Here is a 14,995-nt window from a genome sequence, read left to right as displayed (position 1 = left end):
TAGGTTGTTGTACGGTGCCCTCCGGACAGGCGAAAACCGGCTCAGGAGGGCACCGTGGCTCAGCAGAACCAGGTCGACGGCAAGGTCGTGCTCATCACCGGAGCCGCTCGCGGGATCGGAGCCGGCCTGGCCGAGCGGCTCGCCGCGCGCGGAGCCAAGGTCGCGCTCGTCGGCCTCGAAGCAGCCGAACAGGAAGCGGTCGCCAAGCGGATCGGGCCGAACGCGAAGTCCTGGGAAGCCGACGTCACCAGCTGGGACGACCTCGAGCGCGTCACCGCGGGCGTGGTCGAGCACTTCGGCGGCATCGACATCGTCATCGCCAACGCCGGCATCGCGACCGCCGGCTTCGTGCGCTCGGTGGACCGCGACGCGTTCGAGCGGGTGATCGAGGTCGACCTGCTCGGCGTGTGGCGCACGTTCCGCGTCACGCTCCCGCACGTCATCGAACGCCGCGGCTACCTGCTCGGCATCTCCTCGCTCGCCGCGATCACGCACGCGCCCGGCATGGCGAACTACGCCGCCGCGAAGGCGGGCGTCGAAGCGTTCTGCAACAGCCTGCGCGCGGAGGTCGCGCACCTCGGCGTGAAGGTCGGCGTCGCGCACCCGACCTGGATCCGCACCGACCTGGTCGAAAGCGCCGACGCGCACCCGGTGTTCGGCAAGCTGCGTTCCGGGATGCCGGGACTGCTCGGCAAGACGTACCCGCTGGACGTCGCGCTCGACGACCTGGAGGCCGGGATTCTGCGCCGCGCCAGGACGATCCACGTGCCGCGCTGGGTCGGCGGCCTGAAGCTGCTGCGCTCGTTCCTGCCGCCGATCGTCGAATTCGGCGCGCGGAGCCGGGTGCCGGCGGCGGACCGGGCCGCGCTGAAGGACGTCGAAGAACGCGGCGCGTTCGAGTCGTCGGTCAACGGCCACGGCGGACGCGCGGCTACTAAGCGCAGCTAGAGGAGCGGGGGACGAGGGCCACAAAGCTCAGCCCTGAAGTACGTTCCGCCAGGTCGAGAGCGGTTTCCGGGTCGTCAAGGCCGACCGTGAGCAGCTCGACCGCCGACAGGTCCAGCGCGCCCGAGCGAATCAGGTTCCACACCGTCGTCACCGTCTCGTCGTCGCTCATCCACGAGCCACGCAAGGTGAGCCGACGGTGCATGAAGTCGCCGTACGGAATGGTCAGGTCCTGGCGTACCCCGCCGACGAGCACCAGGGTGCCGCGGACCCGCAGGCTGTCGTAGGCGGCCATGGTCGCGTCCGCGGTCGGCGTGGCCCCGAGCGCGTCGAGGACCACGTCCACCGGGCCGATTCCCGCCGCATCCGTCGCGCGATCGCCGGTCAGCTGGTGGGTACGCACGCGCGGGCCGAGTTCAGCCAGTCGGTCGAGCGCCTTTTTGTTGCGCCCCACCGCCGTCACGGTCGCCGCGCCTTCCGCCAGCGCCAGCAGCACCGCGGCACCGCCCATCTGACCGGTCGCACCGATCACCGCGACGTCCCGGCCAGCCAGCGGACCCGCGGTGTGCAGTCCCGCAGCAGCAACGCAGAGCCACGGCAGGAAGGACAGGCGGGCCGGTTCCGGATAGTTCTCCGCACCGGCCAGCTTGAGCATCGTTTCCTTGGCGCACAACGCTTTCTCCGCGAAGACACCGTCGCGCCACACCTCGCGCATGCGGTCCGTGCGCTCGGTGCCGCCGGAAGCGCCAAGGCCAACCCAGCCAACCAGGATCTCGTCACCGCCGCCCGCGTCGAGCAGCGAGGTGTCCAGCACGATGTCGCCGGGCGCGACGTGGAAGACGTCCGGCGCTACGTCGGTCACGCGCCCAATGCAGGAGGGGCCGAGGACCAGCGGCACCGGCAACCCGCCGCGACCCCCGGTCACCACCGCGTTCGTATACGCCGGGAGATGCGCGGCGAGCACCTCCACGACGACGCCACCGCCTTGCAAAGCGGGTTCCGGCACCTCAGAGAGGCGCAGGCCTTGTGAATCAACCGTCCAAGCTCGCATGCGACCCAGCCTCGCGCGCGCTTAAGCTGGTATCCAGAATCGCGTTATTCTGGTACTGGAGGTTCTAGGGTGAGCGTCGAACTGGGCACCTTCCTGCGCAGCCGCCGCGAGCGGATCGCCCCGGCCGACGCGGGCCTGCCGTCGACCGGACGCCGCCGCACGCCCGGCTTGCGTCGCGAAGAGCTGGCCCTGCTGGCTGGCATCAGCGCCACCTGGCTCACCTATCTCGAACAGGGCCGCGACGTCCGCCCGTCCGACCAGGTGCTCGACGCGCTGGCCCGGGCACTGCGGCTGACCAGCGCCGAGCAGGAACACCTGCGCCGCCTCGCCGACGGCGGAGCGACGCCCGAAGACGCGCCCGAAGAGGCTGCGCCGGAGGTCGCGAATGTCCCGGCCTTGCTGGGCGACAACCCCGCGTACGTCACCGGCATCTGCTACGACCTGCTCGCCTGCAACGACGCCGCCGCGGAGCTGTTCCGGAACATCACGCCGGGGGCCAACGTCGTGCGCTGGATGTTCACCGAGCCGGTCGCCCGCGAGGTCCTGGTCGACTGGGAGCAGGAGGCGCGCAACATCCTGGCCCGGCTGCGGGCGATCGCCGGACGGCACCCCGGCCACCCGCGCGTGACCCGGCTCGTGGCCGAGCTGACCGAGGCGAGCCCCGAGGTGCGCGAGTGGTGGCCGCACTACGAGATCCAGTTCAGCCACGCAGGCCAGAAGCGCTTTCGACACCCCCGGCTTGGCGTGGTCACCGCGACGCACGCCGCGTTCCACGTGGCCGAGCGACCGGAGCAGACGCTGGTGGTCTATCAGCTGCCAGACGGTACTGGCGAGTAGGAAGTACTTTGAAGTAACTGTTACCTGAGGTAACATCAACGCTGCCAGACCCCCAGCGCAGCGGAGGCCGACAAGATGACCGAGCGGTTCAAGGTCGTGATCGTGGGCACCGGGTTTTCCGGGCTCGGCCAGGCGATCCAGCTCGAAAAAGCGGGCATCCGGGACTACGTGATCCTGGAGAAAGCCGACGAGGTCGGCGGCACCTGGCGGGACAACTCGTACCCGGGCTGCGCGTGCGACGTGCAGTCGCACATGTACTCGTTCTCCTACGCGCAGAACCCGGACTGGAGCCGGTCGTTCTCGCCGCAGCCGGAGATCTTCGACTACCTCAAGGGCGTGGCCGACCAATACCGGCTGCGCGACCGGATCCGGTTCGGCACCGAGATCACCGGCGCGCACTGGGACGAGGGCGAACGCCGCTGGACGGTGGAAACCAAGGGCGGCACCGAGTTTTCCGCGCAGTTCCTCGTCGCCGGCGTCGGCGGGCTGCACATTCCGCAGATCCCGAAACTGCCGGGGATCGCCAAGTTCAAGGGCCAGACCTGGCATTCGGCGCAGTGGAACCACGAGTTCGACCTGACCGGCAAGCGGGTCGCGGTGATCGGCACCGGGGCGAGCGCGGTGCAGTTCGTGCCGAAGATCGCGCCTGAGGTCGGCGAGCTGACGCTGTTCCAGCGCACGCCGCCGTGGATCATGCCGAAGCCGGACCACGCGATGCCGGGCTGGAGCAAGCAGTTGTTCAAGCGCGTTCCCGGCGCGCAGCGGCTGTACCGCAACGCGTTGTACTGGATGCTCGAAGCCCGCGCGATCGGGTTCAACGGGCATCCGAAGCTCATGCAGGCCGCCGAGGTGATCGGGCGCAGGCACATCGCGAAGGGCATCAAAAACCCCGCGCTGCGCCGGAAAGTCACGCCCGACTACACGATGGGCTGCAAACGCGTCCTGCTGTCGAATGACTACTTCCCCGCGCTGGACCGGCCGAACGTCGACGTGGTCACCGACGGTGTCGCGGAAGTCCGCGCCCACAGCATCGTCGACACCGCCGGGGTCGAGCACGAGGTCGACGCGATCATCTACGGCACCGGCTTCAAGGTGACCGACGCGCTGGAATACCTCGACATCACCGGCGTCGGCGGCCGCGATCTCGCGAAATCCTGGGCCACCGAAGGGATCCAGACGCACAAGGGGATCACCGTCTCCGGGTTCCCCAACCTGTTCTTCCTGCTCGGCCCGAACACCGCACTCGGCCACAACTCCGTGGTGTTCATGATCGAATCGCAGTCCCGCTACGTGGTCGACGCGATCCGGCTCGCCGATTCGCGCGGCGCGGCGGCGCTGGACGTGCGGCCGTCGGTGCAGGACGAATTCCAGGAGCAGATCCAGGAAAAGCTCGTCAAGGGCGTGTGGACGCAGGGCGGCTGCAAGAGCTGGTACCTCGACGCGAAGGGCGTCAACCGGACGATCTGGCCCGGCTTCACGTGGCGGTACTGGCTGGAGACGCGGCGCGTCGAGCCGAGCGACTACGAGCTGAGCGGCCGGTCATGAGCGCCGACCACGAACAGATCGTGCTCCACGCGCGCGACGTGGAGTTCGACTTCTCCAAGCTGCCGATGCACTGGATTCCCGGGCAGCCGCAGGCCACGCACAGCATCAACGTGCTGCATCTGGCGCTGCCCGAGGGCGAACGCTGGTTCGTCGAGGTGTTCAAACAGGCCGTCCCGCTGATCCGCGACGAGCGGCTCAAGGAGGACGTGCTCGGGTTCATCGGCCAGGAGGCGATGCACGCCGAGGCGCACGACGGCGCGGCCGAACACCTGGAGTCCGCCGGGGTTTCGGTGCGGCCCTACATCGCGCAGATGGAGTGGATGTTCCGGCGCCTGCTCGGCGACCGGGCCGGATCGAGCCGGGAATGGCTGATCGAACGGCTCGCGCTGGTCGCCGCGATCGAGCACTACACCGCGTTCCTCGGCCAGTGGATCCTCGACGCGAAGGAACTCGACGCGGCCGGAGCCGACGAGACGATGCTGGATCTCCTTCGCTGGCACGGTGCCGAGGAAGTCGAGCACCGCTCGGTGGCGTACGACCTGTTCTGCCACCTCGACGGCCGCTACGGTCGGCGGGTGCGTTCGATGCTCGTGGTGACGCCGGTGCTGGCGTGGGTTTTCCTGCGCGGAACCCGATTCCTGATGAAGAACGACCCGACGCGCCCCGGCCGCACCAGCTGGCGGGCCTACCGGCGCGCCGCTCGCCAGGGGCTGCTGCCCGGACCGCGCGAACTGCTGCGCGAGATCCGGCCGTACTTCCGGAAGTCCTATCACCCCACGGAAACCGGCAACACCGACCAGGCGGTCGCGTACCTGGCGAGTTCGCCCGCTGCGCAGGCCGCCGACGCACCGCGATGACCGCACCGCAGTTCCCGCCCCGGCTCGACAGCAGCGGCAGGCGCGACCCGCTGATGTCCACTTTGGTCGCGGTCGGCGCGGCTTATCGGCGGCTGGCGGAGTTTTCCGGCCGACGGCGTCCGCCGGTGCGGGAAGTCGACCGCCGGCTGCCGTTGGTCGTCGAGGCCGCGCGCACCGAGGCCGCCGGGGTGGTGAGCCTCCGGCTCGTGCGCCCGGACGGAAGTTCGCTGCCCGCTTGGCGTCCAGGCGCGCACATCGACCTGATCTTGCCCTCGGGAGAAGTGCGGCAGTACTCGCTGTGCGGCTCGCCCTCAGACCTGTCGCACTACCGGATTGCCGTGCGGTACCTCGGTTCCGCGTCCGCCGAGGTGCACTCGCTCACTGCCGGAACTCGCGTCACAGTCCGCGGGCCGCGCAACGCTTTCCCGTTCGTCACCGCGCCCGCGTACCACTTCGTGGCGGGCGGAATCGGGATCACGCCGATCCTGCCGATGGTGCACCGCGCGGCGGCGAGCGGCGCGGATTGGCGGCTGGTCTACACCGGCCGCGACCGGGAATCGATGCCGTTCCTCGACGAACTCCCCGCCGAGCGGGTGCGGATCCGGCCGGACAAGGAGTTCGGCATCCCGGCGTCCGGTGCGGAACTGCTGGAGGAAATGCCCGACGGGGCTTCGGTGTACTGCTGCGGCCCGGTGCCGATGATCACCAGCGTCCGCGTCGATCTGGCCAGCACGGACGCCGCCGCGGTGTACTACGAACGGTTCGCGCCGCCGCCGATCGTGGACGGCGAGCCGTTCCGCGTGGTGCTGCGCCGCAGCGGCCGCACCCTCGACGTGCCCGCCGACCGCTCCACGCTCGACGTCGTGCGCGAAGTGCTGCCCGACGTGCCGTACTCGTGCCGCCAGGGGTTCTGCGGGACCTGCGAGGTGGCCGCCGAAGACGGCGGGCGAGTGCGGATCTGCGTCGACCGCGGGCCCGCCGTCCTGGAGCTGTAGGTGTCGTGAGTGTTTATCCCGGTTAGAACCGGTTTTAACACTCACGAGCCTTACTGGACCCAGGCCCCCAACACCGGCTTGAACTCGCGGACGGTGCGCTCGGCCACGACGCCCTCGAGCGCGTACGGATCGTTGTCGATCAGCTTGGCCAGCGCCTCCTCGTCCTCGGCCTGCCACAGCACCAGCCCGCCGGTGTTGTCCGCGAGCGGACCGGCCACCGCCACGCGGCCTGCCGCGACGTGCTCTTTCAGGTAGTCCCGGTGCCGCGGCCGGACGTCGGCCAGCTTCTCCTGGACGTAGCGGATTTCGACGAGGTACCAGGCCATGCGCTTACTCCCGGGGTGAGCACGACAGTGACGCCGCAAACGCTACCGGTGACCGCCGGGCGGACGCACCATGCGAGCGGTGGCAGCGCAGTGCCAACCCGATAGGCTAGGCACGGGTCGGAACCTGTGTGCACGCTGTGCCTATCGCGCACCAACGGGCCTGCCCGAGCGGACACGTCGAGGACAGGCGGGGATACATGCTGGAGGGGAACGCGGAACGCAGCGTCGAGGCGACCCTCGGCCACCTGCGGACCATGGACGGGCCGGTCCCGGCGCAGCCGCCGGCTGCCCCGTTGAACCTGGAAGACCTCTACCGGCAGCACCGGATGCGGCTGGTCCGGCTCGCCATCCTGCTGGTCGACGAGCCGGCCACGGCCGAGGACGTCGTGCAGGAGGCGTTCACCGGCCTGCACCGCAACTGGGGCAGGCTCCGTGACGCCGCGGCGGCGGTGGGCTACCTGCGCACCGCGGTGGTCAACGGATCGCGCAGCGTGCTGCGCCGCCGCAAGACCGCGCGCGAGTATGTGCCCCCGCACGCGGTGAACGCCCGGTCCGCGGAAAGCCTCGCGATGCTCTCCAGCGAGCACCAGGCCGTGGTCAACGCGCTGTCGAAGCTGCCGCCGCGCCAGCGCGAGGTGCTCGTGCTGCGCTACTACGGCGGGCTGAGCGAAGCGGAGATTTCGGAAGCAGCGGGCATTTCGAAGGGCACCGTGAAGTCAACCGCCAGCCGGGCGCTGGAGGCGTTGCAGAAGGCAATGCAGCCGCCTCAGTGACCTGGGCGGACCAATCTCGCGCTGGTCGGCCCTCTCTGGTCCAGACCAATATATGCTGGACCGCGTGAAGCACGCCGGAGACTTCGTCATCACGGGCGGCCGCGTCGTGGCCCCGGACCGCGTACTCGACGACGGCTGGCTCGCCGTGTCCGGCGGGCAGATCGCCGCGGTAGGCACCGGCACGCCCCCGAGCAGCCCGGACGCCGCGACGGTGGACGTCGCCGGGGCGCTGGTCGTGCCCGGTTTCGTGGACACCCACTGCCACGGCGGTGGCGGCGGCTCGTTCTCGACGCTCGACCCGGACGAGATCCGCACCGCGGTCCGCGCGCACCGCCGCCACGGCACCACGACCATGCTCGCGAGCCTGGTCTCCGACCCGATCGACCTGCTCACCGAGCAGATCGCGGCCCTGCGCGAACTCGTGCAGGAGGGCGACCTCGCGGGCATCCACCTGGAGGGCCCGTTCATCTCGCGGGCCCGGTGCGGCGCGCACGATCCGGACACTCTGCGTGAACCGGACACCGGCACCGTCGAGAAGCTGCTGCGCGCCGGCCACGGCGCGATCCGGATGGTCACCCTCGCGCCAGAGCTGAACGGCGGCGTCAAGGCGGTCCGGCAGCTGGCCGAATCGGGCGTGATCGCCGCGATCGGCCACACCGACGGAGTCGCCGACCAGCTGGTCCCTGCCATCGACGCCGGCGCGACGGTCGCCACCCACTTGTTCAACGGCATGCGCCCGCTGCACCACCGCGAGCCGGGCCCGGTCGGTGTGCTGCTCGACGACGAACGCGTGACGGTCGAGTTGATTTGTGACCTAGTCCACCTGCACCCGACGGTCGTGCGGCTGGCCGCCCAGCACGCGGGCCGCGGCCGGACCGTGCTGATCACCGACGCCATGTCGGCCACCGACGCCGCCGACGGCCGCTACACCCTGGGCAGACTGGCGGTCGACGTCCACGACGGCGTCGCCACCCTGGACAACGGTTCCCTGGCCGGGAGCACGTTGACCATGGACAACGCCTTCCGCAACCTGGTGAAGGGCGCCAAACTCGACGTACTGGACGCGGTCCGGGCGACCTCGGCGCGACCCGCCGAACTGCTCGGCATCGCCGACCGAACCGGTGCGCTGCGCCCCGGCCTGGCCGCGGACGCCGTGATCCTGGACGACGACCTGCGCCCGTCCCGGGTCCTGCACCGGGGCGAATGGGTAGCCGAGGCGGGCCGGGCTACCTTGAGTACGTGACGGCCTAGTACTTCGACAGGCGGACGGAGCGGATGAGCGAGCCGAAAGACCCAGAACGGCTACTGGCGGACGCGCTGCGCGCACAAGCCGTCTTCGCTCCGCACGTCCTGCCGAACCCGGTCGAAGAGCCTGGTAGTGGCTCGGATGCCGCTTCTCCGGAGACTAGCGCGGGCCAGCCCGGAACGTCGGGCACGGGATCCTTCGGCTCGGGTGCCCCCGGCACCGGCTCCTTCAGCACCTCCGGTGGCCCCGGCATGCCCAGCTCGGGCACCGGCTCGCCCGGCACCGGCTCCTTCGCCGCGGGCACCCCTGGCTCCGGCCCGCCCGGATCCTTCGGCGCTCCCGCCGAGGCGTCCGGCGCACTGCCCGCCGCCTCGTCACAGACCGGCCCGACCACCGAACTGCCGCCCAACTACGGCCTGCTGTCCGGCGCGGGCGCGGACTCGCTCGCCCGCGAACGCGCCGCCCTCGACGCGGCCGACCACACCTCGCCCGGCACCACCGGCTCGATCCCGCCGGTCGGAGCCAACGACGCGACCCTGCGCCGCCCCGCTCAGGCAGCCCAGAGCGGCCCGCTGCCCGCGCACTGGGTCCTGCTGCTGGCGGTACTGCTCGGTCTTGCCGCCGGGTCCGTCATCGGGCTGCTCACGCTGATCTGAGCCCGCGCCGAGGCACCACGCCGCCAGCCCGCCAACGGCTGCGCCTGCCAGCCCACTGCACCCGCCGCACCTCGCCAGCCCCGCGGCACCTCACCGCGCCAGCCCTCGCCAGTCGCCGCGCCCGCTCGCGGTGCCTCGCCAGTCGCCGCTCCTCGCCAACCCGCTGCGCCCAGCCAAACCGCTGTGCCCGCCGCTCCTCGTCAGCCCGCCGATCCGCCGCGCCTTGCCAACCCGTCAAGCCGCTGAGCACCTCTAGTTCGCCAAACTGCCGCGCCGCCAGTCCGCGAAACGGCTGTACCCGCTAGCCCGCCAAACGGCTGCCCCGCCAGCCCACGGCACCCGCCAGCCCGCTGTCCTCGCCAAACCGCTGCCCTCGCCAGTCCGCGGTGCCCACCAGCCCGCCGCGCCTGCCCGGAATTGCCCGGACGGGCGCCTCCGGCAGGCACTCCCGGGCCGATTTCTTCACTCCGATCCCACACCGATGACCTGCGATTCCTTGCCCGGTGAGGCCACAGCGAGTCACCCTGTACCGTTTTCGGTGTGATTCTCGCCCAGAACACAGTGACCACCATGTCCCTGCTGCCGTCGTGGCTGGACCCGCAGCATCTGCTGAACGGGCTGACGGCGCCAGTGATCGCCGTGCTGTGCTTGATCATCTTCATCGAGAGCAGCATCTTCCCGGTGCTGCCCGGCGACTCGCTGCTCTTCACCGCGGGCCTGTTCATCGCGAACGGCACGCTGAAGGCCCCGCTGTGGCTGGTGTGCGTGCTGGTCACGGTCGCCGCGCTGGTGGGCAACGTCGCGGGGTACTACCTCGGCTACTTCGTCGGGCCGAAGCTGTTCAGCAGGCCGGACTCGAAGTTCTTCAAGCAGGAGTACGTCGACAAGACGCACACCTTCCTGGAGAAGCACGGTCCGAAGGCCGTCGTGCTGGCACGGTTCGTGCCGTTCGTGCGGACGTTCATCACCTGGATCGCCGGCATCGGCCGGATGGACCCGAAGCGCTACTTCACGTATACGGTCATCGGCGGCATCCTCTGGGCCGCGGGCATCACCGTGCTGGGTTCGCTGCTCGGCAACATCGGTTTCATCCGGGACAACGTCGACGCGATCTTCGTCCTCATCGTGCTGGTCTCGGTCGTGCCGATCGCCATCGAGTACCTGAAGAGCCGCCGTGAGAAGAAGGCGGCCGCGGCCGACAACTCGGCTGACGTCACGCAGCAGATTCCGCGCGTGCGCGACTGATTCTCAGTGCCAAACCCGAAGCGGCGTCCGGACTTTCCCGGACGCCGCTTCGTCGTTTTCCGGGTCAGTCGGTCATCGAGAACATCGAACCCGGGTTGAAGAGGTTCTCTGGGTCGAGGGCCTGTTTGATCTGCCGGTGCACGCGGATCCCGACCGGTCCGATCTCGCGGGCGAGCCATTCGCGCTTGATCTTGCCGACGCCGTGCTCGCCGGTCACCGTGCCGCCGAGCGACAGGCCGACGTCGAGGATCTCGTCGAACGCCTGCTGGGCGCGGGCGAACTCGTCCTCGGAATCGGGCGCGTACACGATGGTCGGGTGCATGTTTCCGTCACCGGCGTGCCCGACGACGGCGATTTTGAGCCCGACTTTCTCGCTGATCCGTTCGCAGCCGCGGATCAGCTCGGCGATCCGGGTGCGGGGCACGCTGACGTCGTCGGTGAGCCAGACGCCGTAGGTCTCCAACGCGGTCAGCACGACGCGGCGGGCCTGCAGCAGCATCTTGCCCTCTTCGAGGTCGTCCGTGGCGTAGACGAGGTCCGCACCGCAGTCGGTGCAGATCTGTTCGAGCAACGCCAGTTCGCGACGGGCCGCCTCGCCGCCGGCGTCGGACTGGCCGAGCAGCAACGCCTGACAGTCCGAGCCCGCGCCGAGGTCGGTGTTGAGGTAGGTCTCGGACGCCTTGATCGACGCCGCGTCCATGATCTCCAGCAGCGACGGAACCAGCCCCTCGCGCACCGCCCGCGCGACCGCTTCGCCGGCCGCCTCGGTGGTGGTGAACCCGGCGACAAAAGTGGCCGGGGCCTGCGGAAGCGGCCGCAGCGAGACAGTCGCCTGAGTGATGACGCCAAGCGTGCCCTCGCTGCCGATGAACAGCTTGGTGAGGTCGTACCCCGCGACGCCCTTCACCGTGCGGCGGCCGGTTTTCAGCAGCGATCCGTCGGCGAGCACGACTTCCAGCCCGAGCACCGAATCCGTGGTCACGCCGTACTTCACGCAGCAAAGGCCACCCGCGTTGGTGGAGAGGTTGCCGCCGATGGTGCACCAGTCGTAGCTGGACGGGTCGGGCGGATAGAACAGGCCGTGCTTCTCGACGGCGGACCGAAAGTCGAGGTTGACGACGCCCGGCTGCACGACGGCGAGCCGGTTGCCCGCGTCCACCTCGACGATCTCGTTCAGTTTGGTCAGCGACAGCACGACACAGCCGTCGATCGCGTTGGCCGCGCCGGAAAGCCCGCTACCCGCCCCGCGCGGCACGATGGGGACTCTCGCCTCGGCACAAGCACGGACCGTCGCCTGCACTCCCGCGGTATCCGCCGGAAGCACTACCGCCAACGGTTTTCCCGAGGGAGCGAGCGGCATCATGTCGCGCGCGTAGGCGTCGGTGACGTCAGCGTCGGTGAGCACCGCGGCCGGGCCGAGGTCGTCCCGAAGCCGCTGGAGGAGGGCGTCGTTGCTCATCTCCGCATGGTAAACCGGGATCTCCGCAGTGCGGAATATTAATTCCGATATTAGCTGGTCCGCCGGGCGCGCAGGACGGTGTCGCGGGTGTGCCCGGTCCCCGGAGGCGCTGGACTCACCCGCGGCCGGCTCTCGTTGACGAGGACGGTCCACTCGTTGCCAAGGACCTGCGCGATGTCGTCGGGCTGGCAGTAGCCGCTGTGCTCCGGTGCCAGATCACGTGGATCATGACTGCCGAAGAGAAAGGTCCCACCCGGCGCGACCGCGTCGAGCAGCTTCCGCAACACCTGGCTGTCCTTGCGAAGCGGGAAATACTGGACGCTGACAAGGTCGAACGCCCGAGCCGGAACCGGACTGGCGGCCAGATCCGAACACACCCAAGCAATCCCGGCGTTTGCGGCGGCGGCCCGTTGCAGGGCGGTCCGCGAGATGTCGAGCGCCGTCACCTGCCATCCGCGTGAAGCCAGCCAGTGCGCGTCGGCACCCTCGCCGCACCCGACGTCCAACGCCTGCCCCGGCGGCAACCCCTCGACCTCGGTGACCAGCACGCCGTTCGGCTCACCGCTGAACAGCTGCTCCCGGCTGCGGTAGAGGTCCTCCCACGCCTGCGCGTCCTGCGGCTGGCCTTGTGCTTCGGGTTTTCCGGACGGAACCATTTTCGCGACCACCTCCACCGCTCACGATTCCGCTGGCCGCGGCTGACGGCAAGATTCTTTGCTGGAACCGCAAAACTGGAGTTTGTTCGGCGTGTGGGAGCTGGTGGTGGCGAGGCGGGGAATGCTTTCGGCGGGAGTGCGGCCGGGCTGATTGGGATCGGTGGGAGGCTGCACAGGGGGGAGATTTTCGTTTCCTGGCAGGGGAAACAGAACCCGCCCCGGAGGGTGCCGAACCGCGCCGCCCCGAGGCCGAGTCGCGACAGTCCCCGACCAGGCGCACTCGGGTTCCGCCCCGACCGCTCGCCAGCCAGCGTTCCCTCGCACGGGAACAGAATCCGGCTCAGAACGGTCGCCACCAGCTACTCGACGCCGCACCGCTTCCACTCCTCCTGCCGCTTAGACCTGGTCTCAAAACTTAAGGGTGTGTCACTGCGTAACCTGCCGGTCCTGGTCGTCGATCGTGGGCAGTCGTGGCGAAGACGACACAGCAGCGACGGGTCGAAGACCGGCTCTGGGAGCTGATCGAACCCCTGATCCCGTCCCGACCAGCGGCGCGCGGTCCGGGTGGGCGGCCCCGGATCGATGACCGTGCCGCGCTAGAGGGGATCTTGTTCGTGCTCGACACCGGCTGCCGCTGGCAAGACCTACCCGAGCAGCTCGGATGCGGTTCCGGGCACACCGCGTGGCGTCGACGCGGTGTCGGTGCGGTCGAAGGGGGGCGAGCTGACCGGCCGCAGCCCCACTGACCGGAGTAAAGCTGGCTCCAAGTACCACGTTCTGTGCGACGCGAACGGGCTACCGCCGCACATCATGTTGTCACGATGCCGACCGGACAAGCTGCACGCCGACAAGGGCTACGACTACCGCCGCTGCCGCCGCTACCTGACCCGCCGCGGTATCGAGGTCCGTATCGCCCGGCGCGGGATTGAGGGCAAGCCCCGCCTCGGCCGGGTCCGCTGGGTTGTCGAACGCACCATCTCCTGGCTGCTGCGGTTCAAACGCCTCGGGCTGCGCTACGACCGGACCGAACGCACCACGCTGGCGCTACTCACGCTGGCCCGCACCGTGATCAACGTCCGCCGGCTCATCAAGATCGAGCTAACGCATCCATTCACTCGTTTGGGATACGTCGGTAGCTCTGTGTCGTTGGATGGGGTGACTGGTGAGTTTCTGAGCGCGGAGCAGGTCCTCGGGTCGGCACGGGGCCCCCGTCACCACGAGGGAGATCGATCTCCTGGAGGAGGCTGCGGCCGCGTTGCTGACGGCATCATCGACGGGGATGAACGAGCGCTCTCGTCGGGAAGTGATCAGCCATCGGCGGGGCCGCCTCTTCAGAGGCGTTCGATGCGGTCGGCCTGCGGGCCCCGGTCGCTCTGACGCACCGCGTACCGGACCCGGTCGCCCTTCCGCAGCGGCTCCGACCCCATGATCACGGACGCGTGGGCGAAGAGGTCGTCGCCGCCTGCGTCCGGGGTGATGAAGCCGAAGCCGCGGTCGTCGTCGTAGCGCGCGACGACGCCCTCGCCGCCTCGTACGGGCGCGTCCCGCACAGCCGGCCCTGCGGCCGCGGCAGGTGCCGACCGCCGCGGCGCCGTCTGGGGCTCAGCACCCCGGACCAGCTGCACGTCGCGGGCCTGCGGGCCCTTGTCTCCACTAACCACCTCGTAGGCGACGCGGTCGCCCTCCGCGAGCCACGTCAGCCCCTCGGCCAGTGCCCGGGCGTGAACGAAGACGTCCCCGGCGCCGGAGTCGGGGTTGATGAAGCCGAAGCCCTTGTCCTCGTCGTACCAGGCCACCGTGCCGTCGGCACCGTCCGCGATACCAGCCGCAGCGGGTGAGCCGGCCCCTGCTCCCAGCGGGATCACGTGCCCGGCCTGCGGGCCGCGCTCGCCTTCGACGATCAGGAAGGCCACCCGCTGCCCCTCGGTGACCACGCCGCCGGTCACGATGGCGGAGCTGTGCACGAAGATGTCGGCGCCGCCGCCGTCCGGCGACGCGAAGCCGTACCCCTTGCCCGGCTCGTACCAGTTGACGGTGCCGAGCAGGCCCACGGCGCTGCCGGTGGCCGCATCGGCGGTGACGCGAACGCGCAGCGCCTGGGGCCCGCGGTCGTTCTCGCCGACCTCGAACACGACGGCCTGACCCTCGCGGAGCACTTTCGCGCTGCCGTCCCCGACGATCTCGGAGGCGTGCACGAACACGTCCGGCGAGCCGTCCTCGGGCGCGAGGAAGCCGAAACCCCGTTCGGCGTCGAACCAGCGGACGGTCCCTTGCGGCATCAAAGTCTCCAGATCGAGAGGGCGGGCACTGGCCCCCAGTCTCTCTGACAGACCTCCGGTCCGTCGGGCCGGGCCCACAGGCAGGCGGTGCGGAGCCAGGGGCGGGCCGTTGGTTCACCTAGCGA

General features: G+C 69.8%; 14 protein-coding genes and 1 pseudogene. 10 read left to right on the top strand and 5 right to left on the bottom strand.

Annotated features, from left to right (window positions below; genetic code table 11):
* Positions 1-54 precede the first annotated feature (54 nt).
* Positions 55-948, top strand: coding sequence for an SDR family oxidoreductase (locus tag ACFSVL_RS12665; protein WP_378303659.1), 894 nt, complete (start codon positions 55-57; stop codon positions 946-948).
* Here ACFSVL_RS12665 and ACFSVL_RS12660 read toward each other — a convergent pair.
* A complete protein-coding gene (locus ACFSVL_RS12660; RefSeq protein ID WP_378303658.1) occupies positions 935-1,996 on the bottom strand; it encodes a zinc-binding dehydrogenase in 1,062 nt (353 codons plus the stop codon). The two genes, ACFSVL_RS12665 and ACFSVL_RS12660, sit on opposite strands and share 14 nt — an antisense overlap.
* Positions 1,997-2,065: 69 nt before the next feature.
* Here ACFSVL_RS12660 and ACFSVL_RS12655 point away from each other — a divergent pair, with 69 nt between their 5' ends.
* The 4 genes from ACFSVL_RS12655 to ACFSVL_RS12640 all read left to right on the top strand — a co-directional run bounded on the left by ACFSVL_RS12655 (position 2,066) and on the right by ACFSVL_RS12640 (position 6,230).
* Entirely contained in the window at positions 2,066-2,833 is a 768-nt protein-coding gene (locus ACFSVL_RS12655; RefSeq protein ID WP_378303656.1) for a helix-turn-helix transcriptional regulator, read from the top strand.
* A 75-nt stretch (positions 2,834-2,908) separates the two neighbouring features.
* Positions 2,909-4,378, top strand: a complete 1,470-nt coding sequence (locus tag ACFSVL_RS12650; RefSeq protein WP_378303654.1) for a flavin-containing monooxygenase — start codon at positions 2,909-2,911, stop codon at positions 4,376-4,378.
* A complete protein-coding gene (locus ACFSVL_RS12645; protein WP_378303653.1) occupies positions 4,375-5,235 on the top strand; it encodes a metal-dependent hydrolase in 861 nt (286 codons plus the stop codon). Before ACFSVL_RS12650 ends, ACFSVL_RS12645 begins: the two co-directional genes overlap by 4 nt.
* Entirely contained in the window at positions 5,232-6,230 is a 999-nt protein-coding gene (locus ACFSVL_RS12640; RefSeq protein WP_378303651.1) for a PDR/VanB family oxidoreductase, read from the top strand. Before ACFSVL_RS12645 ends, ACFSVL_RS12640 begins: the two co-directional genes overlap by 4 nt.
* Before the next feature lie 50 nt (positions 6,231-6,280).
* On the opposite strand, the gene ACFSVL_RS12635 is transcribed toward ACFSVL_RS12640, so the two are convergent.
* The gene (locus tag ACFSVL_RS12635) at positions 6,281-6,556 is read right to left on the bottom strand and encodes a YciI family protein (RefSeq protein ID WP_378303649.1); all 276 of its coding nucleotides are present in this window, start codon (positions 6,554-6,556) and stop codon (positions 6,281-6,283) included.
* 197 nt (positions 6,557-6,753) lie between these two features.
* Here ACFSVL_RS12635 and ACFSVL_RS12630 point away from each other — a divergent pair, with 197 nt between their 5' ends.
* From ACFSVL_RS12630 to ACFSVL_RS12615, 4 genes are all read left to right on the top strand, one after another.
* Entirely contained in the window at positions 6,754-7,329 is a 576-nt protein-coding gene (locus ACFSVL_RS12630; RefSeq protein WP_378303647.1) for a SigE family RNA polymerase sigma factor, read from the top strand.
* A gap of 52 nt (positions 7,330-7,381) precedes the next feature.
* A complete protein-coding gene (nagA, locus tag ACFSVL_RS12625; RefSeq protein WP_378303645.1) occupies positions 7,382-8,572 on the top strand; it encodes an N-acetylglucosamine-6-phosphate deacetylase in 1,191 nt (396 codons plus the stop codon).
* A 254-nt stretch (positions 8,573-8,826) separates the two neighbouring features.
* Positions 8,827-9,231, top strand: a complete 405-nt coding sequence (locus ACFSVL_RS12620; RefSeq protein WP_449224376.1) for a hypothetical protein — start codon at positions 8,827-8,829, stop codon at positions 9,229-9,231.
* A gap of 540 nt (positions 9,232-9,771) precedes the next feature.
* Positions 9,772-10,476 carry a DedA family protein gene (locus tag ACFSVL_RS12615; RefSeq protein ID WP_378303643.1) on the top strand — a complete coding sequence of 235 codons (705 nt, stop codon included), beginning with the start codon at positions 9,772-9,774 and terminating at the stop codon, positions 10,474-10,476.
* Between the two features lie 64 nt (positions 10,477-10,540).
* Here ACFSVL_RS12615 and ACFSVL_RS12610 read toward each other — a convergent pair whose 3' ends face one another.
* Positions 10,541-11,935: an FAD-binding oxidoreductase gene (locus ACFSVL_RS12610; protein WP_378303641.1), complete on the bottom strand. Its 1,395-nt coding sequence runs from the start codon at positions 11,933-11,935 to the stop codon at positions 10,541-10,543.
* Positions 11,936-11,985: 50 nt separating this feature from the next.
* Positions 11,986-12,591, bottom strand: a complete 606-nt coding sequence (locus tag ACFSVL_RS12605; protein ID WP_378303640.1) for a class I SAM-dependent methyltransferase — start codon at positions 12,589-12,591, stop codon at positions 11,986-11,988.
* Positions 12,592-13,061: 470 nt separating this feature from the next.
* On the opposite strand from ACFSVL_RS12605, the pseudogene ACFSVL_RS12600 reads away from it, so the two are divergent.
* Positions 13,062-13,677, top strand: a pseudogene (locus ACFSVL_RS12600) (transposase); the annotation flags it as partial.
* A gap of 245 nt (positions 13,678-13,922) precedes the next feature.
* On the opposite strand, the gene ACFSVL_RS12595 reads toward ACFSVL_RS12600, so the two are convergent.
* A complete protein-coding gene (locus tag ACFSVL_RS12595) occupies positions 13,923-14,870 on the bottom strand; it encodes a cold-shock protein (protein WP_449224374.1) in 948 nt (315 codons plus the stop codon).
* Positions 14,871-14,995 lie beyond the last annotated feature (125 nt).

Source organism: Amycolatopsis silviterrae, assembly GCF_042684085.1.
GTDB lineage: Bacteria > Actinomycetota > Actinomycetes > Mycobacteriales > Pseudonocardiaceae > Amycolatopsis > Amycolatopsis silviterrae.
Note: the sequence above shows the minus strand (reverse complement) of the source record. Positions and strands in the feature narration are given on the sequence as shown.

Bases quoted from the DNA above. Each gene is read 5' to 3' on its own strand.
- ACFSVL_RS12605 (WP_378303640.1), bottom strand. From the start codon at position 12,591: ATGGTTCCGTCCGGAAAACCCGAAGCACAAGGCCAGCCGCAGGACGCG.
- ACFSVL_RS12620 (WP_449224376.1), top strand. From the start codon at position 8,827: ATGCCCAGCTCGGGCACCGGCTCGCCCGGCACCGGCTCCTTCGCCGCG.
- ACFSVL_RS12595 (WP_449224374.1), bottom strand. From the start codon at position 14,870: ATGCCGCAAGGGACCGTCCGCTGGTTCGACGCCGAACGGGGTTTCGGC.
- ACFSVL_RS12650 (WP_378303654.1), top strand. From the start codon at position 2,909: ATGACCGAGCGGTTCAAGGTCGTGATCGTGGGCACCGGGTTTTCCGGG.
- ACFSVL_RS12635 (WP_378303649.1), bottom strand. From the start codon at position 6,556: ATGGCCTGGTACCTCGTCGAAATCCGCTACGTCCAGGAGAAGCTGGCC.
- ACFSVL_RS12645 (WP_378303653.1), top strand. From the start codon at position 4,375: ATGAGCGCCGACCACGAACAGATCGTGCTCCACGCGCGCGACGTGGAG.
- ACFSVL_RS12630 (WP_378303647.1), top strand. From the start codon at position 6,754: ATGCTGGAGGGGAACGCGGAACGCAGCGTCGAGGCGACCCTCGGCCAC.
- ACFSVL_RS12640 (WP_378303651.1), top strand. From the start codon at position 5,232: ATGACCGCACCGCAGTTCCCGCCCCGGCTCGACAGCAGCGGCAGGCGC.
- nagA (WP_378303645.1), top strand. From the start codon at position 7,382: ATGCTGGACCGCGTGAAGCACGCCGGAGACTTCGTCATCACGGGCGGC.
- ACFSVL_RS12610 (WP_378303641.1), bottom strand. From the start codon at position 11,935: ATGAGCAACGACGCCCTCCTCCAGCGGCTTCGGGACGACCTCGGCCCG.
- ACFSVL_RS12660 (WP_378303658.1), bottom strand. From the start codon at position 1,996: ATGCGAGCTTGGACGGTTGATTCACAAGGCCTGCGCCTCTCTGAGGTG.